This window comes from Nostocoides vanveenii (assembly GCF_039531165.1).
In the GTDB taxonomy this organism is placed as follows: Bacteria; Actinomycetota; Actinomycetes; order Actinomycetales; family Dermatophilaceae; genus Nostocoides_A; species Nostocoides_A vanveenii.
On the sequence record NZ_BAAAPN010000043.1, the window covers coordinates 17,047 to 41,615 of the forward strand.

Annotated in this window: 25 protein-coding genes; 16 read left to right on the forward strand and 9 right to left on the reverse strand. The window is 68.7% G+C overall.

Translation table 11 applies throughout. The features are described 5' to 3' along the window. Positions 1-17: 17 nt before the first annotated feature. The 5 genes from ABD209_RS08210 to nadC are packed head-to-tail and all read left to right on the forward strand — an operon-like array spanning position 18 to position 4,830. On the forward strand, positions 18-923 hold the full coding sequence (locus ABD209_RS08210; protein ID WP_344064619.1) for a Rossmann-like and DUF2520 domain-containing protein: 906 nt from the start codon (positions 18-20) through the stop codon (positions 921-923). Next, positions 920-1,846 carry a pantoate--beta-alanine ligase gene (gene panC / locus ABD209_RS08215; protein WP_344064622.1) on the forward strand — a complete coding sequence of 309 codons (927 nt, stop codon included), beginning with the start codon at positions 920-922 and terminating at the stop codon, positions 1,844-1,846. The genes ABD209_RS08210 and panC overlap by 4 nt, the downstream gene beginning before the upstream one ends. Before the next feature lie 8 nt (positions 1,847-1,854). Further along, a complete protein-coding gene (gene panD, locus ABD209_RS08220; RefSeq protein WP_324387929.1) occupies positions 1,855-2,280 on the forward strand; it encodes an aspartate 1-decarboxylase in 426 nt (141 codons plus the stop codon). After that, on the forward strand, positions 2,273-3,961 hold the full coding sequence (locus ABD209_RS08225) for an L-aspartate oxidase (protein ID WP_344064626.1): 1,689 nt from the start codon (positions 2,273-2,275) through the stop codon (positions 3,959-3,961). The genes panD and ABD209_RS08225 overlap by 8 nt, the downstream gene beginning before the upstream one ends. Next, positions 3,958-4,830, forward strand: a complete 873-nt coding sequence (gene nadC / locus ABD209_RS08230) for a carboxylating nicotinate-nucleotide diphosphorylase (protein WP_344064629.1) — start codon at positions 3,958-3,960, stop codon at positions 4,828-4,830. Before ABD209_RS08225 ends, nadC begins: the two co-directional genes overlap by 4 nt. A 114-nt stretch (positions 4,831-4,944) precedes the next feature. On the opposite strand, the gene ABD209_RS08235 is transcribed toward nadC, so the two are convergent. Next, positions 4,945-5,655 carry a phosphotransferase gene (locus tag ABD209_RS08235; protein WP_344064632.1) on the reverse strand — a complete coding sequence of 237 codons (711 nt, stop codon included), beginning with the start codon at positions 5,653-5,655 and terminating at the stop codon, positions 4,945-4,947. Between the two features lie 285 nt (positions 5,656-5,940). Then, positions 5,941-6,669 carry an AAA family ATPase gene (locus tag ABD209_RS08240; protein WP_344064635.1) on the reverse strand — a complete coding sequence of 243 codons (729 nt, stop codon included), beginning with the start codon at positions 6,667-6,669 and terminating at the stop codon, positions 5,941-5,943. A 122-nt stretch (positions 6,670-6,791) separates the two neighbouring features. On the opposite strand from ABD209_RS08240, the gene ABD209_RS08245 reads away from it, so the two are divergent. The 3 genes from ABD209_RS08245 to ABD209_RS08255 all read left to right on the forward strand — a co-directional run bounded on the left by ABD209_RS08245 (position 6,792) and on the right by ABD209_RS08255 (position 8,960). Further along, on the forward strand, positions 6,792-8,318 hold the full coding sequence (locus ABD209_RS08245) for a lysine--tRNA ligase (protein WP_425564621.1): 1,527 nt from the start codon (positions 6,792-6,794) through the stop codon (positions 8,316-8,318). A gap of 3 nt (positions 8,319-8,321) precedes the next feature. Further along, the gene (locus ABD209_RS08250; protein WP_344064638.1) at positions 8,322-8,495 is read left to right on the forward strand and encodes a hypothetical protein; all 174 of its coding nucleotides are present in this window, start codon (positions 8,322-8,324) and stop codon (positions 8,493-8,495) included. 135 nt (positions 8,496-8,630) lie between these two features. Further along, positions 8,631-8,960 (forward strand): histone-like nucleoid-structuring protein Lsr2, encoded by a 330-nt coding sequence (locus ABD209_RS08255; protein WP_344064641.1) that lies wholly within the window; start codon positions 8,631-8,633, stop codon positions 8,958-8,960. A 16-nt stretch (positions 8,961-8,976) separates the two neighbouring features. On the opposite strand, the gene ligD (ABD209_RS08260) is transcribed toward ABD209_RS08255, so the two are convergent. Together ligD (ABD209_RS08260) and ligD (ABD209_RS08265) are read right to left on the reverse strand one after the other, a co-directional pair. After that, positions 8,977-9,861, reverse strand: coding sequence for a non-homologous end-joining DNA ligase (gene ligD, locus ABD209_RS08260; RefSeq protein ID WP_344064643.1), 885 nt, complete (start codon positions 9,859-9,861; stop codon positions 8,977-8,979). 13 nt (positions 9,862-9,874) lie between these two features. Further along, positions 9,875-10,804 (reverse strand): non-homologous end-joining DNA ligase, encoded by a 930-nt coding sequence (gene ligD, locus ABD209_RS08265; RefSeq protein ID WP_344064646.1) that lies wholly within the window; start codon positions 10,802-10,804, stop codon positions 9,875-9,877. A gap of 46 nt (positions 10,805-10,850) precedes the next feature. Between ligD (ABD209_RS08265) and ku the strand changes: the two genes are divergently transcribed. After that, on the forward strand, positions 10,851-11,696 hold the full coding sequence (gene ku, locus ABD209_RS08270) for a non-homologous end joining protein Ku (RefSeq protein ID WP_344064650.1): 846 nt from the start codon (positions 10,851-10,853) through the stop codon (positions 11,694-11,696). Positions 11,697-11,738: 42 nt separating this feature from the next. Here the strand turns inward: ku and ABD209_RS08275 are convergent, their stop codons facing one another. Then, a complete protein-coding gene (locus ABD209_RS08275; RefSeq protein WP_344064653.1) occupies positions 11,739-13,139 on the reverse strand; it encodes an FGGY-family carbohydrate kinase in 1,401 nt (466 codons plus the stop codon). Between the two features lie 135 nt (positions 13,140-13,274). Here ABD209_RS08275 and ABD209_RS08280 point away from each other — a divergent pair, with 135 nt between their 5' ends. Together ABD209_RS08280 and ABD209_RS08285 are read left to right on the forward strand one after the other, a co-directional pair. Further along, positions 13,275-14,270 carry a hypothetical protein gene (locus ABD209_RS08280; RefSeq protein WP_344064656.1) on the forward strand — a complete coding sequence of 332 codons (996 nt, stop codon included), beginning with the start codon at positions 13,275-13,277 and terminating at the stop codon, positions 14,268-14,270. 62 nt (positions 14,271-14,332) lie between these two features. Then, the gene (locus ABD209_RS08285; RefSeq protein ID WP_324386270.1) at positions 14,333-15,238 is read left to right on the forward strand and encodes an Fpg/Nei family DNA glycosylase; all 906 of its coding nucleotides are present in this window, start codon (positions 14,333-14,335) and stop codon (positions 15,236-15,238) included. Positions 15,239-15,320: 82 nt separating this feature from the next. Here the strand turns inward: ABD209_RS08285 and ABD209_RS08290 are convergent, their stop codons facing one another. Continuing rightward, positions 15,321-15,947, reverse strand: a complete 627-nt coding sequence (locus ABD209_RS08290; protein ID WP_344064661.1) for a TetR/AcrR family transcriptional regulator — start codon at positions 15,945-15,947, stop codon at positions 15,321-15,323. 132 nt (positions 15,948-16,079) lie between these two features. On the opposite strand from ABD209_RS08290, the gene ABD209_RS08295 reads away from it, so the two are divergent. The 5 genes from ABD209_RS08295 to ABD209_RS08315 all read left to right on the forward strand — a co-directional run bounded on the left by ABD209_RS08295 (position 16,080) and on the right by ABD209_RS08315 (position 22,047). Next, positions 16,080-16,871 (forward strand): SDR family NAD(P)-dependent oxidoreductase, encoded by a 792-nt coding sequence (locus ABD209_RS08295; RefSeq protein WP_344064664.1) that lies wholly within the window; start codon positions 16,080-16,082, stop codon positions 16,869-16,871. 79 nt (positions 16,872-16,950) lie between these two features. Further along, entirely contained in the window at positions 16,951-18,483 is a 1,533-nt protein-coding gene (locus ABD209_RS08300) for an AMP-binding protein (protein WP_344064667.1), read from the forward strand. A gap of 104 nt (positions 18,484-18,587) precedes the next feature. Continuing rightward, complete coding sequence (locus ABD209_RS08305; RefSeq protein ID WP_344064670.1) at positions 18,588-18,821, forward strand: type II toxin-antitoxin system Phd/YefM family antitoxin; 234 nt, start codon at positions 18,588-18,590, stop codon at positions 18,819-18,821. Next, on the forward strand, positions 18,818-19,201 hold the full coding sequence (locus ABD209_RS08310) for a type II toxin-antitoxin system VapC family toxin (RefSeq protein WP_344064673.1): 384 nt from the start codon (positions 18,818-18,820) through the stop codon (positions 19,199-19,201). Before ABD209_RS08305 ends, ABD209_RS08310 begins: the two co-directional genes overlap by 4 nt. A gap of 332 nt (positions 19,202-19,533) precedes the next feature. Next, entirely contained in the window at positions 19,534-22,047 is a 2,514-nt protein-coding gene (locus ABD209_RS08315) for an ATP-dependent Clp protease ATP-binding subunit (RefSeq protein WP_324386276.1), read from the forward strand. A 585-nt stretch (positions 22,048-22,632) separates the two neighbouring features. Here ABD209_RS08315 and ABD209_RS08320 read toward each other — a convergent pair. The 3 genes from ABD209_RS08320 to ABD209_RS08330 form a co-directional block, all read right to left on the reverse strand. Then, entirely contained in the window at positions 22,633-23,181 is a 549-nt protein-coding gene (locus ABD209_RS08320) for a hypothetical protein (RefSeq protein WP_344064676.1), read from the reverse strand. 170 nt (positions 23,182-23,351) lie between these two features. Continuing rightward, positions 23,352-23,474 carry a hypothetical protein gene (locus ABD209_RS08325; protein ID WP_344064678.1) on the reverse strand — a complete coding sequence of 41 codons (123 nt, stop codon included), beginning with the start codon at positions 23,472-23,474 and terminating at the stop codon, positions 23,352-23,354. A 406-nt stretch (positions 23,475-23,880) separates the two neighbouring features. Next, a complete protein-coding gene (locus ABD209_RS08330; RefSeq protein WP_344064682.1) occupies positions 23,881-24,417 on the reverse strand; it encodes a hypothetical protein in 537 nt (178 codons plus the stop codon). Between the last annotated feature and the right edge of the window lie 152 nt (positions 24,418-24,569).

Below are 24,569 nucleotides of genomic sequence, written 5' to 3' on the forward strand. Positions count from 1 at the left end.
GATGACAGACTTGGCCGGTGACGTCGCCGCCGCCGCTGCTGCCTCCGGGCCGCCTTCGCGTCGGCATTGTCGGTGCCGGGAAGGTCGGCGCGGTCCTCGGTGCCGCCCTGGCCAATGCCGGTCATCTCGTCATCGGGGCCAGCGCCGTCAGCGCCGCGTCCCTTGCTCGCGCCGAAGCGCTGCTCCCCGATGTCCCGATCCTGCCGGTCGATGACGTGGTCGCGACCTGCGATTTGGCGGTTCTCGCCGTTCCCGACGACGCTCTCGCGCCGCTCGTCGCCGGCCTCGCGACCACGGACGTATGGCAGCGTGGGCAGCTCGCGCTGCACACCTCTGGGCGCAGCGGGCTGGGTCCGCTCGCCCCCGCGATCGCCCTCGGCGTGGGCGGCATGGCCATCCATCCGGCGATGTCCTTCACCGGGACGGTGATGGACATCACGCGCCTGCGGGACTGCTGCTTCGGTGTGACGGCGCCTCCAGACCTGCTGGCCCCCGCCCAGGCCCTGGTCGTCGAGATGGGCGGCGAGCCGGTGATCGTCGACGAGTTCGACCGGACGCGCTATCACCTCGGCCTGGTCCACGGCTCGAACTACCTGATCACTCTCGCCGCCCAGGCTGCGCAGATCCTGCGCGGAGCCGGGATCGAGGACACCGACCGCATGCTGCGACCTCTGATGAGCGCTGCCCTCGACAACGCGCTGCGCTCGGGTGACGCCGCTCTCACCGGACCCGTCGCCCGCGGCGATGCCGGTACGGTTTCCGAGCACCTCCACGTGCTCGCTTCCGAGTCCCCGGATGTGCAGGCGGTCTACCGCGTCCTCGCGGAGGCCACCCTTCGCCGGGCGATCGACGGTGGCCGATTGGCGCCCCACTCCGCTTCGACGCTCGACCAGGTTCTCCACCCCCAGGAGGAAGCACCGTGACTGCGACCACAACGACGACGCCGGTTGTCGCCCGGACCCGCGATGAGCTGCGTGCGGCGCGAGCCGCGTTGAGCGGCAAGGAGATCGCCGTCGTGATGACGATGGGTGCCCTTCATGAGGGCCATGCGACGCTGATCGAGCAAGCTCGCGCAGAGGCCGACCACGTGATCGTGACGATCTTCCTCAATCCGCTGCAATTCGGGCCGAAAGAGGATCTCTCGCGCTATCCGCGGACCTTCGACTCCGACCTGGAGATCTGCAGCCGGTATGGGGCCGATCTGGTCTTCGCACCTACGCCCGATGTCATCTATCAGGACGGCGACCCGGGCGTCCGGATCTCAGCCGGGCCCTTGGGGACGCTGCTCGAAGGACATTCGCGCCCAGGGCATTTCGACGGCATGCTCACCGTCGTCGCCAAACTCATGCACCTGAGCGCAGGCACTCGCTTCTATTTCGGGCAGAAGGATGCCCAGCAGTTGCTGCTCATCCGGCGGATGGTGCGCGATCTCGATTTCCCGGCCCGAGTCATCTCGGTGCCCACGGTCCGGGAGCCCGACGGACTGGCGATGTCGAGCCGCAATACCTACCTGACCGAGAGCGATCGCGAGGTCGCGTTGTCCCTCTCCCGGGCCCTGCGCGCCGGAGCGGCAGCGGCACCCGAGGGACCCTCGGCCATTCGTCGCGCAGCCCGTGGAGTCCTGGTCGCCGAGCCGCTCGTGCTCGTCGACTATCTCGTGCTCGTCCATGCGACGACCCTGCGTGACGTCCCGGAGTGGTATCGCGGCGAGGCCCTGCTCGCGGTGGCCGGCAAGGTCGGCACCACCCGGTTGATCGACAATCTGCCCGTGCTCGTGGGTCCGGGCGGCGGAGCCCTGGACGTCTTCAGCAATCCCGACGATCTCGGCGCCGCCGAGCCGATGTGAGGACACCGATGCAACGCATCATGCTGCACAGCAAAATCCATCGAGCCACCGTCACTCAGGCCGACCTGCACTACGTCGGCTCGATGACAATCGACCGCGACCTGATGGACGCCGCGAACCTCCTTCCGGGACAACAGGTCGACGTCGTCGATGTCGACAACGGCAACCGGCTGACGACCTATGCCATCGAGGGCAAGCGAGGCTCTGGCACCGTCTGCATCAATGGCGCCGCGGCCCGGCTGATCTCCCCGGGCGATCTGGTCATCGTGATCGCCTACGCGATGATGGACGATAAGGAGGCGCGCAGCTTCGAGCCGCAGGTCGTCTTCGTCGACACGTTCAACCGGATCGTCGAGGTCGGCCACGACGGCGGCGACGTCCCGGACGGCTACGGTCTCAAGACGTCGGCCGTGACCAAGCGGCGTCATGGCTGACCACACGGAGTTGCCCGAGGTGCGGATCCCCCGCTATCTGCTGGCAGGGGAGCCGGGGTGGAGGACCGAGGCCGATGTCATCGTCGTCGGCTCGGGGATCGCCGGGCTGACCTGCGCGCTGCGACTGCGCGAGCAGGTGGACCGGGTGTTGCTCGTGACCAAGACCGTGCTCTCTGCCGGGTCAACGGCCTGGGCCCAGGGCGGCATCGCGGCCGCGCTCGACCCGGAGGACTCACCCGAGGAGCACCTCCAGGACACACTGGTCGCCGGCGTCGGGCTGTGCGACGAAGCCGCAGTCCGGGCCTTGGTCACCGAAGGGCCGGAGCGCGTGCGCGAACTCGTCGCTCTCGGGACGGAATTCGATCGTGCCGCGGACGGCGGGATCCTATTGACCCGCGAGGGTGGGCATCACCGCGACCGGATCGCGCATGCCGGCGGGGACGCCACGGGGGCCGAGATCTCGCGCGCATTGATCGCCGCGCTCGATCGCGTCATCACCGACCCGGGCATCGAGGTCATTGAGCACGCCCTCGTCGTCGACCTGCTGCAGGATGCCGGCGGACGGGTGGCGGGCGTGACCTTGCACGTGATCGGCGAGGGCGACCACGACGGGGTGGGCGCGGCATACGCCCGCGCGGTGGTGCTCGCCACCGGCGGACTGGGGCAGATCTACGTCTCGACCACCAATCCCAGCGTCGCGACCGGTGACGGCATGGCGGCGGCGCTGCGGGCCGGGGCCCTGCTGACCGACCTTGAGTTCGTCCAGTTCCATCCCACGGTGCTCTTCCTCGGTGAGGGCGCGCAGGGGCAGCAGCCGCTGATCTCGGAAGCCGTCCGCGGCGAAGGGGCCTTCCTCGTCGACAAGGACGGCATGCGTTTCATGCAGGGCGTGCACCCGATGGCCGACCTGGCGCCGCGCGATGTCGTGGCGCGGGCCATCGTCGCGCGGACGGCGCAGACGGGCAGCGATCACGTGTGGCTCGATGCGCGGCACCTCGGAGCCGTGTTCTTGGAGAAGCGATTTCCGTCGATCGTTGCGCGCTGCCGGGAGCTCGGCATCGATCCCGCAACACAACTCATCCCCGTCGCGCCCGCGCAGCACTACGCCTCCGGCGGCGTGTGGACCGACGTCGCCGGCCGCTCCACTCTCGACGGCCTGTATGCCTGCGGTGAGACCGCCTGCACCGGCGTCCACGGCGCCAACCGGCTCGCGTCGAACTCCCTGCTCGAAGGTCTGGTCTTCGCACACCGGATCGCGGACGACATCGCTGCGCGGGTGACGGCGGGCGAGTTGGCGCCCGGCGCGCCGTTGCCGCCCGGCGGCGACACGGGCCTGCTCGATCCCGCGAACCGGGCGGAGGTTCAGCGGGCCATGACAGCGGGAGCCGGACCGGTGCGCACGGCGGAGTCGACGCGGCATACGCACGCGGTGCTTGCGGAGCTAGTCGGGAGGTCCAGCGCTGAGCAGCCGACGACACAGGCGTGGGAGACAACGAATCTCGCGCATGTGGGGCTGGCCTTGTGTGTCGGCGCGCACGCGCGCGAGGAGACGCGGGGCGGGCACGAGCGTGCCGACTTCCCCGAGCGCGACGACCGGCATTGGCTCGGCCATCTCTCGCACGTGCGGACCGAGGATGGGGTCGCACTGACGTATATGGCGCAGGAGGAGTCGCGGCGATGACGGTGGAATTCCCGGTGGCGGACGCCCGGCGGGTGGTGCGCGAGGCGCTGATCGAGGATCTCGGCGGACTCGACGGCATCGATGTGACGACGGCCGCGACGATCGACCCGGCGGGCCGTGAGCGCGGGCACGTCGTCGCCCGGGAGGCCGGCGTCATCGCCGGATTGCCGGTGATCGCGCTCGTGGTGGACGAGGTCGCGGGCATCACCCGAGGCGGCACCGTGGACGTGCATCTGCTGGGTGCGGACGGCGACCGGGTCGTGGCCGGGCAGGTGATGGCCGAGCTGGACGGGCCGGCGACGACGATCCTGACCGCGGAGCGGACCCTGCTCAACATCATTTCCCGGCTCTCGGGAGTCGCCACCGTGACCCGGCAATGGGCCGATGCCCTGGCCGGCACCGGCACGACCGTGCTCGACACGCGCAAGACGACACCGGGGTTGCGGGCGCTGGAGAAGTATGCCGTGCGTGCCGGTGGCGGCACCAACAAGCGCATGGGCCTGTATGACGTGGCGATGATCAAGGACAACCACAAACTGGCGGCGGGCTCGATCACCGCGGCCTACGAGCGGATCCGGGCACGCTTCCCCGACGTGCCCATCCAGGTCGAGGTCACGACCGTCGACGAGGCCCGTGAAGCGGTGGCCGCCGGCGCGCGATTCGTGATGTGCGACAACATGTCGCCGGAGTTGCTCGGCGAGACGGTCGCCGCGATCCGCGCGAGCGGTGAGAGCGTCGAGATCGAAGCCACCGGCGGCCTGACGCTCGTCAAGGCCCCCGCCTATGCCGCCACCGGCGTCGACTATCTGTCCGTTGGCGCCTTGACGCATTCCGCGCCGATCCTCGACGTCGCCCTCGACCTGGTCTGAGACGGCGTTTTGGGGCACAGCTTTCCCGCCCGATGCCACAAACCCCTTGGTCGGGCGAAAAAACTTCCGTTGCCTACGAGAGCCTTCCCGCGCGGATGCCGTTGGGTTGCCGCGTCAGGGGCCCCCGAGCACTTCGCGTATGGTGCGCATTCCGAGGGCGTACATGCCCAGGTTGCTCTTCTCGTCGTAGTGCACGAGGCCCATCGCCTGGACGAAGGCCCAGGCGCGGCCGCGTTCCCACTCCAGATCCGATGACGCGATTGCCGCGCGGAGCCGCCCGCGGCGTGGGGTGTCGAGCACATGCCATGCGGCCACGAGGTCCAGCGCCGGGTCCGCCGGCCCGAAGCCGCCGCCGTCGAGGACGCCGATCAGTTTGCCGCCGCCGACAAGGAGATTGCCGGGCACGAGGTCACCGTGGTTCATGACATCCGGGTCTTCGCGAGCAAGCTCGCGCAGGTGGCCCCAGAGCGCCGCGGTGCGGGCAGGGTCGAACCAGGGGGCGTTCCGCCGGATGCACTCCGCGACCCAGTCGTCGTGGTCGGTCAGCGCGCCGCCGCGACCATCGCCGCGAAATCGCCGGCCACGCGTCGGCGCGCTGCGTAAGGCGAGGACGAGGGCGGCGAGGTCGTCGGCGAGTTGGTCGGAATCGGCATACTGGCCGATCCGCGGAACGCTGCCGGGCACCCAGGTCTGGATGGCGAAGGGCATCGGATAGCCGATCCCTGGCCTGCCCAGGGCGACCGGTCGCGGGGCAGGAACGGGACTGACCTCGGCCAGTTCGGCCTGCGCCGCGCACTCGGCCGTGAGCCAATCGGGGCGCGGCAACGGCATCCTGAGGCCGCAGTGGCAATCGCGCGGTGAGCGATGCGCCCAGCCGGAAGATCGCGTTGACAGTGCCAGCGGTGACCAGTCGGGTGACGGGCAGATCGCGCCACCGCGGGAACTGATCGGCCACGAGGGCGCGCACGGTTGTGGTCTCGATAACGAGTTCATCGTCGTGCATCGGCACAGCAGACGATACGCATGGCAAACCCCTTGTCGGCAAGGGAAATCGTCCCGTGCGCACGAGGGGTTTGTGGCATCGGGCGGGAAGCAGTGACGCCTGTGGTTTCAGTCGATGACGTGGCGGAGGTACTGGCCCGGGGTGGCCAGGAACCGGCGGTAGTGGTCCACGACATCGAGATCGGACCAGTCGCGAGGGTGCAGGCCCTCGTGGTCGAGTTCGAGGATGGTCGCCCCCGGGATGGCGGCGAGCACGGGGGAGTGGGTGGCCATGAGCACTTGGGCGCTGCGGTGTTGCGCCAGCGCGTGCAGGGTGCCGACGAGGGCGAGTTGGGCGCTGAAGGACAGGCCGGCCTCGGGTTCGTCCATCACGAAGAAGCCGTCGCCCCGGAACCGGCTGCTGCCTAGCATTGCCAAGAAGGACTCGCCGTGGCTCATCCGGTGGAAGTCGGGATCGCGTGGGCCGGGATTGTTGGCGAGATAGGTGAAGAGCCCGTGGGTGGTCTCGGCGCGCAGGAAGTAGCCCCACTTGCTCGCGCCGGCCCCCCGCTCGAGGGTGAGGTCGTCGTGGAGGGCGGATTCGCTGGCATACGTGCGGTGCATTGCGCCGGTCGACCCGCCCTCGGCGGCGAGGCCGAAGGCCATCGCGATGGCCTCGACCAGGGTGGACTTGCCGGTGCCGTTCTCGCCGACGAGCACCGTGATCCGGCCGAGGTCGAGGCCCTCCCGAAGCAACTGGCGCACCGGGGCCAGGGTCATCGGCCACTGATCCGGGTCCGGAGAGGCATCGCTCGCCCGGCGCACGCGACGGACGGGCAGGGGATCGGACCAGCGCATAAAGGAACTGTAGGGACAGGGGCCGACACACCGCCTTCGGACTGAACCGGCCTTTCGACGGGGCTGAACCGGCCTTTCGACGGGGGGGAGGTGCGCTTTCGACGGGACTTAAACTGGAGCGTGTGACCGCCACCGACGCGCCAGCGGGCGCCACCGACGCGCCTGAGCTGCCCGAAGCCGAACTCACCGAGCAGATGCGCTTCCGGCACGCCAAGCGCGAGCGGCTGCTGTCGGCGGGCCGCGCGCCCTATCCGGTGACGGTCGGCCGCACCCACACCCTGGCCGAGGTGCGCGACCGGTGGGGTGATCTGACGGCAGGCGAGGAGACCGGCGAGAGTGTCGCCGTCGCGGGCCGGGTCGTGTTCATCCGCAACACCGGCAAGCTCGCCTTCGCCACCCTCCAGGAGGGCATCGGCACTCGGCTGCAGGTCATGCTCAGCCTCGCCGAGGTGGGCGAGGAGGCGCTGGCCGACTGGAAGGCCGATGTCGACCTAGGGGATCACGTGCTGGTCGAGGGCCGGGTGATCGCCTCCAAGCGCGGCGAACTGTCCGTGCTCGCCACCCGGTGGCAGATGGCCTCCAAGGCCCTGCGCCCGCTGCCCGTCTTCCACAAGGAACTCGCCGAGGAGACCCGCGTCCGGCAGCGGTATGCCGATTTGATCGTTAGGCAGGACGCCCGCGACATGGTGCGCCTGAAGGCTGCGGCGATGAAGGCGACGCGCGCCGTGCTGGACGCCGAGGGTTTTGTCGAGGTCGAAACGCCCATCCTCCAACTGATTCACGGCGGCGCCCAGGCCCGGCCCTTCCGGACGCATATCAACGCCTTCGACCAGGAGATGGTGCTTCGCATCGCCCTTGAGCTCAACCTCAAAAAGGCGATCGTCGGCGGCGTCGACCGGGTCTATGAGCTCGGCCGGATCTTCCGCAACGAAGGCGTCGACGCCACGCACAGCCCCGAGTTCACGATGCTGGAGTTCTATCAGGCGTATGGCGATCAGACGTCCGTCGCCGACCTGACCCGGCGGATCATCCTCGCCATCGCCGATGCCGGCGGCGGCCGGCAGATCGAGACGCCCAAGGGGGTCGTCGACCTCGACGGGGAATGGCGCTGGCTGCCGGTCTACCACGCGGTCAGCGACGCCGTCGGCGAGAGCGTGACGGTCGACACCGACGCCGAGACCCTGCACCGCCTGGCGCGCGAGCACGGCGTGGCGCTCGACCCTGCCCTGGAGAAGGACAAGGTCTTCCTCGAACTGCTCTCCGAACTGGTCGAGCCGGGGCTACTGCAGCCGACTTTCCTGTGCGACTACCCCGCTATCGCCCAGCCGCTCGCCCGGCCGCACCGGTCCCTGCCCGGCCAGATCGAAGCGTGGGACCTGATCATCGCGGGCGTCGAGCGCGGCACCGGATTCTCGGAGCTGATCGATCCGGTCATCCAGCGCGAGGTCCTGACCGCACAGTCCCTACGGGCGGCGGGCGGCGACCCCGAGGCGATGCAGTTGGACGAGGACTTCCTGCGGGCCCTCGAATACGGCGCTCCGCCGATGGGCGGGGTCGGCATGGGCCTGGACCGGGTGATCGCCCTCTTCCGAGGCGTGTCGCTGCGCGAGACGATCCTGTTTCCCCATCTGAAGCCGGAGGTGAACTGAAAAATGAGCGAGTGGATGCCGTATGCCGCGGCGGTCTTGCCGTCTATCGGCGTGGGCTATCTGTTCTATGTGATCATCAAGAACCTCCTCGAGGGCGACCGCAACGAGCGCGCCGCGATGGCCCGCTGGGAGAAGGAGCAGGACCGGCAAATCGAGGACTCCAACCCATCGGTCTGAATACGCGCGCGTATTCAGACCGATGGGTTCGGCAATAAGAAAGTTTGGTAGGCATCCCAGGATTCATGACTTAGGATGACAAGACAGGCTGTACCTCAACACAGACCACCTACCGAAGGGTTAAGGGCTCATACAATGGCTCAACGCGTCCAAGTTATGCTCATCGACGATGTCGACTCGACCGCCGCCGACGAGACTGTGACTTTTGCACTCGACGGCGTCACCTACGAAATCGACCTCAGTTCGGGCAACGCGACTTCGCTGCGTTCCGACCTCGCCCGCTGGATCGGCCATGCGCGCCGCACGGGCGGGCGGAAGTCCACGGGCGCGACGGCAGCCAAGGGCAAGAGCCGCGAAGAACTGGCCAAGGTGCGCGAATGGGCGCGCTCCGCCGGCCACGTCGTCAGTGACCGCGGCCGCATCTCGGCGGCCATCCAAGAGGCCTACGACCGCGCCCACGGCTGAGCGCCATCTGAATCGATCACCTGCGCAAAAGCGGGGTCAATAGGTCGCCGTAGGTGGCTATTCGGTCGAGGGCGTCATCGAACATCACCTGTTCGATGACGCCTTCCCCGTGTGCGGCCGCCTCGACCTCGGCCCACGTGCGCGGTGCGGCGACGTGAGGCAACTCTGTGCCCCGCAAGGAGTAGGGGCAGATCGTGGTCTTGGCCGCGACATTCTGGCTCCAGTCGAAGAAGATCTTGCCCGGCCGCAACGACTTCGTCATCTTCCACGTGACGAGATCGGGCAACCTCTTGGTCAATTCCTGGGCGAGTTGCGCAGCCAAATTGCGTACTTCGTCCGATGTCAGATCGCCGCCGAGCGCGGCATACAGTTGCATGCCCTTGCTCCCCGAGGAAACGGGAAACAATGTCATGCCCAGACCTTGCAGGCGTTCGCGAACGGCAAGGGCGACCCTGCAGCATTCGGTCAGCCCGGCGGGCTTTCCTGGATCGAGGTCGATGACCAGGCGATCAGGATTCGCGCGCCCGCCATTGGCGGCTACCCGCCATTGGGGGATGTGAAACTCCAACGAGTTCAGGTTGACCAGATAGGTCAGATCGGCCAGATTCGTTACTAATGGGTAGGTGACATCATCGATCTTGGCGGATCGCAACCAGGGCGGTGCCCCCGACGGCAGATTCTTCTCGAAGAAGGACTGATCGCCGACCCCGTGGGGCCAGCGCACGCGCGTAACCGGACGTTCGGCCAGATAGCTCAGCATGATCGGGCCGATCTGCGCGTAATAGCTGAGCACCTCCGCCTTCGTCGTCTCGGTGGCGGGGTAGAGCACCTTGTCCAGGCTCGAGATCTTCAGGGTCCGCCCGTCGACATCGACGCGCGTCGTCGGGCCATCGATGGGCATGGCGTCTCCTCTTTCAGGCTTGGGCAAGGTCGTCGGCAGTCAGATCGGAGCGAACCCCGACGAAGGTCGGGTGGCGCAGCCGGCCGCCGCCGGTCTCGCCGAGGAAGCGGACGTCGACCACAACGCGCGGTTCCACCCAGGTGACGTCCTTGGCGTCGAGAGCCGGCACCTCGTCGGTGAACGGGGAGTCGCGTCGACCCAGCGGGGCGAGCAGATCGGCCATTGCCGTGCCGGGCTTGCCCGCCAGCCCGGAGCCCATCCGGCCCGCATAGCGCCACCCCTCCGGGCCCGGGCGACCCAGCAACACAGCACCGAGCCGGGCGGCGTTCCCGGTCTCGGGTCGCCACCCGCCGACGACGGCCGAGACCACCTGCCGGTGGCTGACCTTGAGCCAGTCCGAAGAGCGGCGTCCCGGGTAGTAGGCCGCGCCGCGCCGCTTGCTCACCAGGCCCTCGAGGTCCTGCTCGGCGGTCGCGGCGAGCAACTGGCGACCGTCGGCATAGGTCGGGGGCACCTGCCAATGTGTGCCGGTCAGGTCGAGCCGCTCCAGCAACTCCCGGCGAGCCGACCAGGCGTGTGCCCTCAGATCCTGCTCGAAGAGGCGCAGCAGATCGAAGATCATGAAGGTGATCGGCCTGGTCGACGACAGGCGCTCGGCCTTGCGGCGATCGGCAACGTGCATGCGTTCGGCGAGGGCTGCGAAAGAGGGTCGACCCGCGTCGAAGGCGACGACCTCGCCGTCGAGGAGGAGATCCTCATACGTCTCGGCGAGCGCAGCGAGTTCGGGGAAGGACGCGGTGACGTCCTTCTCGTTGCGTGACCACAGCGTGACCCGCCCGCCGCGCACGTCGGCGAGGATCCGCATACCGTCCCACTTGATCTCGTGCACCCAGGCCGGCCCAGGTGGTGGCGCGGGCGCCGGCGTGGCGAGCATGGGACGCATGCCCCGATTCTGCCGTGGCCCGGCGGGGCGTGGGACACTGCGACGTATGCGTCCGATCTGGAAGGGTGCCGTCTCCTTCGGCCTGGTCAACGTGCCGGTGCGGTTGTATTCGGCGACCGAGAACCACGACATCAGCTTCCGGCAGGTGCACCGCACCGATGGCGGGCGGATCAAATACCAACGGGTCTGCTCGATCGACGGCGAACTGGTCTCCTATGACGACATCGCCAAGGGCTATGAGACCGAGGATGGCGACATGGTCGTGCTCACCGACGCGGATCTGGCCGATCTGCCCTCGCGCACGAGCAAGGAGATCGCGGTCGAGAAATTCGTGCCGCAGGACCAGATCGACCCCATGCTCTTGGACAAGTCCTACTATCTGGAGCCGGACAAGGCCGCCGCGAAACCCTATGTGCTGCTTCGGGATGCGCTCGAGAGCGAGCAGCGGATGGCCCTGGTGACGGTCTCGCTGCGCACGCGGATGACGATGGCGGTGCTGCGCGTTCGCGATGGTGTCATCGTGATGCAGACGATGCTGTGGCCGGACGAGGTCCGCAGCCCGGACTTCGCCTCCCTCGGCGAGGATCAGCACGCCACCGACAAGGAACTGGCGATGGCGCACCTCCTCGTCGACCAACTGGCGGGGGACTATGACCCCGAGGAATACGAGGACGACTACGCGCAAGCCGTCGAGGCGTTGGTCAAGGCCAAGGTCGAAGGCGGCGAGGTCAAGGACCTGCCCAAGCCCGCCGAGGAGACCGGCGAGGTCGTCGACCTGCTGGCCGCGCTGGCAAAGTCGGTCGAGAAGGCCAAGGCGTCGCGCGGCGAGAGCGTCGCCGAGCCCGAAAAGGCACCGGCCAAGAAGGTGGTGGCCAAGAAGAAGGCCGGCTGACGCGCTGCGGTTGGCAGCGACTGGGGGCTCGTCGGCATCGGGTCAGGGCGCGAGCGGGAAGACGTCGATGGCAGGCGCGGGATAGGTGCTCAGGTCCGCGCGGTCGTCGTTGAGGCCGGCGGCGCGGGCGGCCAGGCGCGCGGCACCGAAGATCCCGGGTTGGTCGCACGCGCAGATCGCCAAGTCCGGAACCAGGCTGCGACGGCTCGCCCGCACCGATGCCAGGTGCGTCCAGCCGCCCGCGACCACCAACGTCGTCGCCGGTATGCCGGCGGACTCGATGATCGCGAGCAACTCACGTGCTCGATCGGTCACGTGACCCAGGGCAGCCAGCCAGACCAGGGCCGGGTCGAGTTCTCCGTCGTCGACGGTGACGGTGATCGCCTGATCGTTCATCCCGACGCCTCGAACGGTGACGGCGGCCGGGTGCTGCGGCCAGAGGGCTGCCGCGCGGGCGTCCAGCTCGTGCCGAGCCGGATCGTTCGTCCCGCCCACCATCCGCAGGATCCGCGCCAACAAGAAACCGCCCTTGAGTCCGGCCAGCACACTGGTCAGGCCGTCCACGACGTGCGGCGAAACGCTGAGCCCGAGGCCGGCCAGGCGCTCCCGGTCGGCCGCCGGCGGCAGGCGCTCGCTGACCGCCAGGATCGCCTCGGCGGTGCCCATAGAGTCCAGGGCGAAACCCGGCCGGGCCGCCCCGGCCTCGGCCGCTGCGACCAGGTGGTCGTGGCCGGCCACCGTGAGGACCGCCCCGCGGACCTCCTCGACGCGGTGGTCATCCCGGACCCGGCCGAGGGGCGCGCCTGAGGCGACGATCGGCGGCAGGAATTCGGGGGTGACGTGCAGCAGGTCGAGGGCGGACGGCCATGCGCCCCGGGTGGCGACGTCGATCAGGCCGGTGCGCCCGAAGAGTGAGATGTCGGTGGCGCGGGCGCCGCCGAGGTGATGGCAGATGTATTCGGGCAGCCCTAGCCACTGGCTCCCGTTCAGTCGAATCCCATTGTCGTGCAACCACATCAGCTTAAAGAGCGTGGGCACCGTGGTCAGGTCGAGGCCGGTCGTGACCCGGAAGTCGGTGCGGATGCGGACGGGAAGGTCATCGAGTTGGGCCTGTCCGCGCGGGTCGAACCAGGCGATCAGTGGGTAGGCCGGCCTTCCCTGGCGATCCAAGAGCACCCCTGTCTCGGCCAGTGACGCGAAGCCGATCGAACGCACCCGCACGTGGCCGAGACGGGCTCTGGCGGCGGTGGCGACGCGTTCGAGGAGGTCGTCGATCGTGGCCAGCATGCCGACCGGGTCCCGCTCGGCGCGGCCGCCGCCGAGGTGCGTCCAGTCGGTCTCCAAAGAGGCACTCGCGACCAGCGCGCCAGTGGCGTCCACGGCCACGACCTTGGTGTTCGACGTCCCCAGGTCGAAGCCGATATCGAGGTCCCCGTGGTCCATGCCCTGCCCTGTCGGTGCGATGGAATAGCGTTGCTGGCACGCCGCGTGGGCAGCGTCGCCGGCGCTCGTCAGCCTAGTCGCGAGCCGGCGTGAGACGAATCGGGGAGAGCAGTGGCAACCAGTCAGGATCTCGGGATGCTTCGGCGTTTGGCGCGGATCAGCGACACCGACGGATTCATCCGCACGGCGGCGATCGACCACCCCGAGAACTACCGCATCCTCTTCGACCCCGACCTGAGCAGGGTCACCTTCGAGGAGGTCGTGGAGTCCAAACTCGAGTTGATCACGGCGATGTCGGCGCACGCGTCCTCGCTGCTCCTGGACCCCGTGACCGCGCTCGGCCAGGCCATCATCACCGGCGCCGCGCCGGGCGATGTCGGGATCCTGAGCGGGGTCGAGGACCTCTATTACACCCCGGACGACAGCCCGGTCGGCTTTGCCACAGAGCTGAAGATCAAGCCGGGCTGGCGGCCCGCGCAATTGGCCGCGCTCGGGGTGGACGCGGCCAAGCTCGTCGTTTTCTATCGGGCCGACGCGCAGGACGCCGCCGCCGAGCACGCTCACGCCGTCGTCGCCGAGGTCGCCGCCGAATGCCACGCGTTGCATCTGCCGTTGGTGGTCGAGCCGCTCTGGTATCCCCTCCCCGGCGAGTCGCTCGACGACCCCGCGGTCCGCGCGCGCCGGACCGCGAGCGTCATCGCCTCGGCGGCGTCCTTCCGCCAGGCCGGCGCGGACATCATGAAGGTGGAGTTCCCGGTGTGCCTGGCCACGGAGGACGGCCGCGAGGGTGCGGACTCGGCTTGCGCGGCCCTTGCCGAGGGCATCGACGGCCCGTGGGTCCTACTGTCCGCCGGCGTCACCTTCGACGGCTTTGCCGAGCAGATGACCTATGGCGCCCGCCACGGCGCGAGCGGCTTCATGGCCGGCCGGGCGATCTGGGGCGACGGGGTCGGCCGCCATGACGCAGACCGCCGTGCGGCCGGTGCCGCGGTTGCCTGCGAGCGGCTCGACCGCCTCACCGAGATCCTGCACGCCGAAGGGGCGCGGCGGGCCTGGGTGCCGGTCGCGGCCGACCGGGCCGCCGCCGAGGTCCCCGAGGACTGGTATCTCGGGTTGTCCCAAGGCGAGTAGTCACATCTCTGAGGCGCGTGGCGCCGCCGGCGGGGCATACCCTCACGGCATACCCTCACGGCATGCCCGAAGGCCACACCCTGCACCGGCTCGCCGGCGCTCTCGATGTCGCGTTCTCCGGGACCGCGCCGCTGGTCACAAGCCCGCAGGGGCGCTTCACCGAAGGAGCCGCGCTGCTGAGCGGGCGCGCGGTCGAGCGCGCGGAGGCCTATGGCAAGCACCTCTTCGTCCGCTTCGCCGGTGACGCGGTGCTCAATGTTCACCTCGGACTGATCGGCTCCTTCGACGTGCTGACGTATGCCGATCCCGCTCCGCCGCCGCCGACCGGCGCCGTGCGGGTCCGGATGGTCAATGAGCGGGCGTTCGCCGACCTGCGTGGCGCGACCCTGGTTCAGATCGTCGGCCCGGAGGAGGTCGAGGCGACCATCGCCCGGCTCGGGCCTGACCCGTTGCGCGTCGGAACGCCCGGCAACGACCCGACGCGCTCCCTGACCCGCCTGGCCCGCACCCAACGCTCGGTCGCTGAATGCCTGATGGATCAGTCGATCATCGCCGGTGTCGGCAATGTCTACCGCTGCGAGGTGCTCTTCCGGCACCGGGTCAATCCCTTCACGCCGGGCGCGAAGGTCAAGAAGCGCACGTGGCTGGCGATGTGGGACGACCTGGTCGCGCTCTTGCCGATGGGGGTGGCCTTCGGGCAGATCATCACGCTCGAGGATCAGCTCGACGCGGCGCGTGAGTTGCTCGCGGGGCGGGACCCGACGGCATACGTGCCGGAATGGGGTGGGGTGATGCCGGGTGAACGGGGGCGCTTCGTGCGTGGTGGCGCCGTGGCCCCGTTCCCGCGCGAGTATGCCGTCTATAAGCGCGATGGACTGCCGTGCCTGGTCTGCGGCTCGAAGATCCGCACCGCGGTCGTCGCCGGGCGCAACCTGTTCTGGTGCGGCCGCTGTCAGCGGCGCAGCTGAGCCTGCGGGTTAGGGTCGACGGCCCGGACGGCTTGGCCGAGTTGCGGCGGCGGATCATGGCCGGTCCGCCCCGGCGCCTGAGTCAGGACACCTCGGCCTGAGCCAACAGCCGGGGGAGCATGGCCACGGCGCGCTCGCGCAGGAAGTCCAACGCCTCGGGCTGTCCGGCCAGGTGGCGAAGAAGCGCCCGCTCGAAGACGCCGTCGAGCATCGCGTAGGCCGTGGCGGAGTCGGTCCCGAGTTCCCCGCCGGCCAAGACGGCATACCTGCTCAGCACCCGCCAGATCATGTCCTCGAGCGTGGCGTCGATCATCAGCACGTCGGGGCGCAGGACGTCTTCGAACATCGCCTGGGTGCGCAGGTCGTACCAGAGCCGGTGCATGGCGGCATCCTCGACGAGCGTCTGCGTCAGACGCTCCGCGAAAGCATCGAGAAGCGCTGGGGCAGAGACGGATTCGGCGATGATGTCGTCGTAGCGCGTGACGCATTGGGTCTTGTAATAGCGCACGCAATACGTGATCAGCTCGGTTTTGTCGCTGAAGTAATAGTGCACGACGCCATGGCTGAACGGGGAGTTCGCGGCGATATCGCGCAGGCTGGTGCGGGCATATCCGAGTTCGCCGAGTGTGAGCAGTGCAGACTCGGCGAGTTCGTTGCGCCGCTCTAAACCCTTGCGGTGGCGAGCGCGGCTCGGGCCGGGCGAACTCACGAGCGCTCATGCTACTCGCCATCGGCCCCGAGCCCAAGGTCTTGACCATCGTCAAGAAGTTCACCAGAGTTGGTGCCGGCACACCGTGGTGCCGACCGGCCCGGTGCCGGCGCGAAACGACGAAGGAGCGGTATGACGTCCATCGACCTGACCGGACGCAAGGCCATGGTGACCGGCGGAGCCCAGGGCCTCGGCGAAGGGATGGCGCAGGCGCTCGCTGCCGCCGGCGCGCGCGTCATGATCGCCGATGTGCAGAAGAGCGGCGCACAGACGGCCGAAGCGCTCGGTGCCGGCCACGGGTTCGTCCGGCTCGATGTGACCGATGACGCGAGCTGGGAACAGGCGATCGCCGCAGCTGTCGATCACCTCGGCGGGCTTGACATCCTCGTCAACAACGCCGGTATCGAGATCACCAGCCTGATCACCGAGCTCGACCCGGCCGACGTGCGCAAGATGCTCGAGGTCAACGTCCTCGGCACCGCACTCGGGCTCAAGCACGGCCTGCGGACGATGCGCCCAGGAGGTGCGGCGGGCAATGGCGGCACGATCATCAATGTCGCCAGTGTTGCGGCGACCATCGCCTTCCCGGCCATCGCCGTCTATTCGGCGACGAAGTCAGCCGTGGACCGGCTGACCCGGGTCGCCGCGATGGAGGCCGGCAAGCTCGGCTATGGCGTGCGCATCAACTGCATCTACCCCGGTCTGGTGCCGACGGCGATGGGCGCCGGTCTGGCGAACGACGTTGCCTCCATTGGACTTTTCGAGAGCCCGGAGGCCGCTGTCGGTGCGGTGGTCGAGTTGACGCCCTCGGGCCGGCTGGGGCAGGTCGACGACATGGCGGACGCCGTCGTTTTCCTCGCCTCCGACGCCGCGAAGTTCGTCAACGGCGTCGGGCTGCCCGTCGACGGCGGCATGGGCATGTGATCGTGCCGGCCCGGCCCCCCTGCGCGCCGGGCCGGCCTCGCGGCATCGACGCCACCCTCGGACAGCAAGGAGCAGACGCGTGCGCATCGTCGACTATCTCGACAAGGGGGCCTCGCTCGGCCCGAACCGGGCGTGCCTGACCACCGAGGGCCGGTCCCTGTCCTACGCCGACGTCGTCGACACCTCGTATGCCGTCGCTGCCGCGCTGGCGGGCTCCGGTGTCGTCGCGGGTGACAAGGTCGCCATCATCTCCAGCAATGACCCGGTCGCGTTCTCCTGTGTCTTCGGCATCAGCCGCGCCGGGGCGGTGTGGTGCCCGATCAACCCCCGCAACGAGGCGGCGGAGAATCGCGAGCTGCTCGCGCTTTTCGACTGCGCCACAGTCATTTTCAAATCGTCGTATACCGATCTGGTCGCCCGGATCCGCGACGACCTGCCCGCGGTGCGCACCTGGGTGTGCTTCGACGCGCAGGTCGAGGGTGCCTTGACGTGGGACGCGTTCGTGGCCCGGGGAGAGGGCGCCAGCCGGGTGGACCGGGCCGCCGTCGACGACCTGGCCATGATCGCCGGCACCGGCGGCACGACCGGCCGGCCCAAGGGGGTGATGCTCAGCGGGCGCAATCTGGAGACGATGTCGGCGCTGACGTTGATGGGCTACCCCTTCGACGGGCGCCCGGTCTATCTGGCGCTAGCACCGCTGACGCACGCGGCGGGAGTGCTGTGTTTCCCGGTGCTCGCGCGTGGCGGCGAGATCGTCATCATGCGAGCACCGGATGTCGGTGAGTTCCTCGGCCTGATCGAGCGGCACCGGGTGACGCACACCTTTTTGCCGCCGACGTTGATCTATATGGTGCTGGGCCACGAGGCGCTCGGTGCCACGGATCTGGGCTCGCTGCAATGCTTCTGGTACGGCGCGGCGCCGATGAGCGCGGCGCGGCTGGAGGAGGCGCTCACTCGGATCGGGCCGATGGCTCAACTCTTCGGGCAGACCGAGGCGCCGATGATGATCTCGATGATGCCGCCCGCGGACCACTATCGGGCCGACGGCTCGGTTGCCACCGAGAAGCTCTCGTCCGCGGGTCGCCCGGCACCGCTGGTCACCGTCGGGATTATGGACGAGGCCGGTGCCCTGCTTCCGCTAGGGGAGCGGGGCGAGATCGTCGTGCGCAGTTCGCTGGTGACACCCGGCTACTACAAGGACCCCGAGGCGACGGCCGCGGCGAGCACGCACGGCTGGCACCACACCGGCGACATCGGCTATGTCGACGCGGACAACTTCCTCTTTATCGTCGACCGCGCCAAGGACATGATCATCAGCGGCGGTTTCAACGTCTACTCCACCGAGGTCGAGCAGGCGGTGCTCTCGCACCCCGATGTCCAGGACTGTGCCGTGATCGGCCTCCCGGACGAGAAGTGGGGCGAACGGGTTGTCGCGGTCGTCCAGCCGCAGCCCGGGAAGCTGATCGACGGGGGCGAGCTCACGGCATACGTCAAGGGGTTGATCGGCAGCGTGAAGGCGCCCAAGCAGGTCGAGGTCTGGCCCGACCTGCCGCGCTCGAAGGTCGGCAAGGTGGTCAAGACCGATATCAAGGCGGCGCTCACCGGGGGATAACCCGTCGGCGCCCCGGACGTGGGGGCCCGGGATCCCAGCCCTCTCGGTGAGCGGCAGCCGCACTCAGTCTGGTCTGGTCTGGTCTGGTTTGGTAGGCTAAGTGTATGACGACCGTGAACATCCAGGAGGCGAAGACGCACTTGTCGCGACTGCTGGAGCAGGTCCGCGCGGGTGAGCGAGTGATCATTGCCAAGGCTGGGGAACCCATCGCCGAGCTTGTGCCTGTCACCCGCCCGGACATCGTCTTCGGTGCCCTCGTCGGACAGGTCACGATCGACTTCGACGCCTTCGATGCGGCCGATGACGACCTCGCGACGATGTGGGATGGCACGCCGTGATCCTGCTGGACACGCACGTCGCCCTGTGGCTGGTGGCGGCGCCCGATCGGATCGGAGCGCGTTCCCGGCACGCGATGGAACGAAGTGAGGTCTGCTACTTCTCGGCGATCTCGCTCGCCGAGTGCGCGATCAAGCGGATGATCGGCCGCCTGGACGTGCCGGCGGACCTGGCTCGCGTGCTGACCGAGTCGGGTCTGCGCGCTCTGGCCCTGCTGCCCGAGCATGCGGAAGCGATCGAGAAATTCCCCGAACTCGCGCGTCATGATCCCTTTGACCGACTGCTTCTCGGGCAGGCCCTCGTCGAGCGGTGCCGCTTCCTGACCGCGGACCGGCGCCTGCTGGCGTTGCACAAGGCGTGGATCATCCCCGCCGACGAGTGAGGCGGACGCAACGGTCACCGCGGTGTTCGTCACTGCTACCGGGGTTCGTCACCCGTACACCCGTCTGGACGCGTGCCGGGGTGACCAACCGGTGCCGGCATGCCGCTGGGCAAGCGGAGGATTGTGCCCGCCGACGAGTGCCCTGTGAGGGTCGCTGGCCCGCACGGTGCTCCGCTCACAGCGAACGGGTGGCAGCGGCATACGGACGGGCGGAACATCTGCGCGACCCCAGGGGTTGATCAAACAGATCGGCCCGCCGCAGGCGCGAATACGCACGCACCCGCACGGGGCCCGCAGATACGATCGAGGCGACTCGATAGCTAGGAGCAGCCATGTTTGAACGGTTTACCGACCGGGCCCGGCGGGTGGTCGTGCTTGCGCAAGAGGAAGCGCGCATGCTCAACCACAACTACATCGGGACCGAACACATCCTGCTCGGCCTCATCCACGAAGGCGACGGGGTCGCCAGCAAGGCGCTGGAATCCCTCGGTATCGAGCTGGAGAATGTGCGCGAGCAGGTTCAGGAGATCATCGGCCAGGGCCAGCAAGCGCCGTCGGGGCACATCCCCTTCACGCCGCGCGCCAAGAAGGTGCTCGAGCTGAGCCTGCGCGAGGCGCTGCAGCTTGGCCACAACTATATCGGGACCGAGCACATCCTGCTCGGCCTCATCCGCGAGGGCGAGGGCGTCGCCGCGCAGGTCCTCGTCAAGCTCGGCGCCGACCTGAACAAGGTGCGCCAGCAGGTCATCCAACTGATCAGCGGCTATCAGGGCAAGGAGAGCGCCGCGGCCGGGGTCGGCCCGTCCAGCCAGCAGGCCGAGGGCACGCCGGCCGGGTCACTGGTGCTCGACCAGTTCGGGCGCAACCTGACCCAGGCGGCTCGCGAGTCCAAGCTCGACCCGGTGATCGGGCGCGAGAAGGAAATCGAGCGGGTCATGCAGGTGCTCTCGAGGCGCACCAAGAACAACCCGGTCCTGATCGGTGAGCCCGGCGTCGGCAAGACGGCCGTCGTCGAGGGCCTGGCCCAAGACATCGTGCGCGGCGATGTGCCCGAGACCCTCAAGGACAAGCAGCTCTACACCCTCGACCTCGGCTCCCTGGTGGCTGGCAGCCGCTACCGCGGTGACTTCGAGGAGCGCTTGAAGAAGGTGCTGAAGGAGATCCGCACCCGTGGCGACATCATCTTGTTCATCGACGAGATCCACACCCTCGTCGGTGCGGGTGCGGCCGAAGGCGCGATCGACGCCGCGTCGATCCTGAAGCCGATGCTGGCCCGCGGCGAGCTCCAGACCATCGGCGCGACGACGCTGGATGAGTACCGCAAGTACATCGAGAAGGACTCCGCGCTGGAGCGCCGCTTCCAGCCGATCCAGGTCGCCGAGCCCACGCTCGCGCACACCATCGAGATCCTCAAGGGTCTGCGGGACCGGTATGAAGCGCACCACCGCGTCACCATCACCGACGGGGCGCTGGTGAACGCGGCGAACCTCGCCGACCGCTATGTCAACGACCGCTTCCTGCCGGACAAGGCGATCGACTTGATCGACGAGGCCGGTGCGCGGTTGCGTATCCGCCGGATGACCGCACCACCGGACCTGCGCGAGTATGACGACCGGATCGCCCAGGTGCGCCTGGAGAAAGAATCCGCCATCGACGGGCAGGACTTCGAGAAGGCCGCGCGCCTGCGCGACGACGAGAAGAAGCTGCTCGGCGAGAAGGCCCGTCGCGAGCAGGAGTGGAAGGCCGGCGATATGGACGTCGTCGCCGAGGTCGATGAGGAGTTGATCGCCGAGGTGCTCGCCGCCTCGACCGGTATCCCCGTCTTCAAGCTCTCCGAGGAGGAGTCCAGCCGCCTGCTCAACATGGAGGCCGAGCTGCACAAGCGCGTCGTCGGCATGGATGACGCCATCCGGGCACTGAGCCAGGCCATCCGCCGCACCCGCGCGGGCCTGAAGGACCCGCGCCGTCCCGGCGGCTCGTTCATCTTCGCCGGGCCCACGGGCGTCGGCAAGACCGAACTCGCCAAGACGCTCGCGGAGTTCCTCTTCGGCGACGAGGACGCCCTGATCCAGCTCGATATGTCGGAGTACAGCGAGAAGCACACTGTCTCGCGGCTCTTCGGCTCACCCCCCGGCTATGTCGGCTACGAAGAGGGTGGCCAGCTGACCGAGAAGGTGCGACGCCGGCCGTTCTCCGTGGTGCTCTTCGACGAGGTCGAGAAGGCCCACCCAGAGATCTTCAACTCGCTTCTTCAGGTGCTCGAGGACGGACGACTGACCGACTCCCAAGGCCGGATGGTCGACTTTAAGAACACCGTCATCATCATGACGACCAACCTCGGCACCCGCGACATCGCCAAGGGCGTCTCGCTCGGCTTCTCGGCCGGTCCCGACTCCCGCAGCGACTACGAGCGGATGAAGAACAAGGTCCAGGACGAGTTGAAGAACCACTTCCGTCCCGAGTTCCTCAACCGCGTCGACGACACGATCGTCTTCCCGCAGTTGACGCAGGACGAGATCGTCCAGATCGTCGACCTGGAGATCGCCAAGCTCGACAAGCGCCTCAAGGACAAGGACATGGGGATCGAGTTGCAGCCCGCGGCCAAGCAGCTGCTGGCCAAGAAGGGCTACGACCCCGTGCTCGGTGCCCGGCCGCTGCGGCGCACCATCCAGCGCGAGATCGAGGACGTGCTGTCCGAGAAGATCCTCTACGGCGAACTCAAGGCCGGCGAGATCGTCCTGGTCGGCACCGAGGGGGAAGGCAAGGCAGAGACCTTCACCTTCATCGGAACCCCGCACCCCGGAGCCATCCAGGACCTGCCGCTCGTCGTCGCCGACGCGGAGTAGGCCCCGCGCCCGCCGACAGACGTATGCCGCCCCCGTCACCGACGGGGGCGGCATACATCTGTCTGTGGGGGGGCAGGTCGAGCGGCGGAAGTAATGGCGGTGTAAGGGCGGGGTGGCACGGTCCTGCATGCAGGTAGCCGACGAGTGGGCTGCCACGCGAGAAAGATCAACACCATGCCCTCGACACGAGCGCGCGCCACCATTGCATCCGCCGTCCTTGCACTCGGGCTGGCCGGATGCTCATCCGGATCGACCACAGCACCTCGCCCGGGCCGACGGGCTCGCCAGCAACAGGCGGGTCGAGCTCGTCCGGGTCAGCGAGCGCGCCGGCGCCAAGCGCGTCCGAATCGGGCGCGTCCAGCGCCGCCCCCGGGGACTCGAAGCCACCGCCGAGGTCGGGCTCGGGCCGGGCGATCCCGTCACCGGTGTGGCGGGCACTGAGCCGGTCGGCCTGTGCAACTGGCTGAGCGCCAAGGCGTCTTGGTGGTCTTCTGGCTCTCATCGCGCAGCGCCATCCGTGCCCATAGGCCACTCTCGCCGCCGCCGTGGAAGGTCGATATCCGCAGATCGCCGTCCTCGGTGGAGTCATAGGAAGCATTGAGGGGTCAAGGCCATCCAGCGGGGCGCGGTGGTGGCGATGGTGGCGGCCCCGGCGTCACCGGGACTGTAGACCTCGAAACTGGCGAAACCCGGCCCGACGCGCGCGGCGTCCTTCGACCGGAAGGTGCCGCCCGGAATCGTGTAGCGCACCTCGATGGTGCGTGACTGGCCATAGAGCAGCCGCGACGGGAAAGCGAGATTGGCATAATCGAAGCCCTGCTGGGTGCTCGTCGACACGCTCACGGGCGCGCCATTGGAGGTCGCGCGCAAGCCCTTGACGCCCGTGGGCAGCCACAGCGCATACTCCGACCCGTAGTAGTAGGTCGTGGCGGTCGAGGGCTGGACATTGGTGAACGTGATGGTTGTCGTGACCTCGACCGGCGAGCCATCATCGCGCACGTCGTAGTGCGCCGTCCCCGTAACATGGATGCCCTCCTGAGCGTATGCCGCGGTCGGGGCAACTGCGATCCCGGCGCCGACGAGCGCCGCCGCGAGCGCGACGCGCAGGGACGCGCGGAGGGGAGCGGGCGGCATGCGGCGAGCGTATGCCGTTCATCCGCTCCCGCTCAGGCGGCCCGAACGCCGCAGCCCGATCGTGATCTCCGGGAGCGATCCGGCCCGGACCGCCGGGGATGCCGCCCATTTGCCGGCGCGCCTGCTCGGCGCCCGGGGCCTCGATCGGCACCACGCGGGTGTCGGGGTGCTCAGGGCGCGTGCAGCAGCAGCGCCCGCAGTGCCTCGCCGGCAGACGCGGGCTCGGGAAGTGTTGCGGGTGGGGGACCGATGAGCGTGGTCAGCCGCTCCCGGGTCGCGGGCGTGGGCGGCACGCCCTGACCCGACTCCGCGCAGGCCCACGCCAACCTCGCCAGTTGGGCAGCCAGCGAGGAGCCGGGATGCAGGCTCGCCAGCCCGGCGGCGGCCAGGGCGGCCGATCCCGGGTCGAATGGCCCAGCCGGGCGGATGCCCCGCGCAATGTCAACTCCGCCACCGCGCGCTCGTCGCGATCGAGCATCGCCAGTCCGATGTCTCGGCGGATCACCGCAGCCGTCCGGTGATTCCCGCTGCGCTCCAGGACGGCGAGGGCGTCCGCGAGTTCGGTGGTGAGCTGGAGGTTTCCCGCCCTGTTCGGCGGTCGTCCGGGCGACTTCCTGAGCCATCAGGGGGCCGGTGACCGGCGAGGCGTCCCCCTCTGCGCAGGCGAGCAGGCGGCGCTGGAGTTCCTGGACGCCCCCATTAGCCCCGGACTCGGCTCAGCCCGAGGGCGAACCGCAGGGTGACAACGGCAGCGTGGGCGTCGCCGAGCGCCGTGAATGTCTCGGCCACCTCGATAAGGCCGTCCGTCGCATCTGGTGACGTGGCATCGGTGCTGTCGATGGCCATGCCCAGTTGGCGCACATTGGCATCGACCCACGGAGAACTGCCAGCCTGGGCCGCCGCGGTCGCGGCCGAGAGATCGCTGAGCGCGTCGGCCCGCAGCCCGGACCACGCACGTCCCACGCTGCGGAAGGCGTACGCCATCGCCGTCAGCGACTTCTCTGGTGAATCCGTCGATTCGAGCAGGCCGATGGCCTGGTCCAGCAACGGCAGGTGGGTGGCGAAGCGCGCCAGGCCACCGCCGCGCGTCAAACCGATCAGCGCGCTCGCTCGGCCGAGCGGGTCGGAACCCTCGACCGATCCGTCCAGCGCCGCCGTCAACCAGGCATGACCCTCCTGCGCTCTGCCGAAATAGGCAAAGAAGTCGGTCAAGCCGGTCGCGAGTCGCAGGATCACGGCGGGGTCGGAGGTGGCCCATCGGGCCAGCGCCGGGTCCAGATTGGTCCCTTCGCCCGCGGCGTCGTTGATTCCGGCGACCGATGGGACCGCGGTTGGGCGGCCACCGCCGGCGCGACACCGGCCAGCAGCAGGAGGAAGGCGAGCAGCAC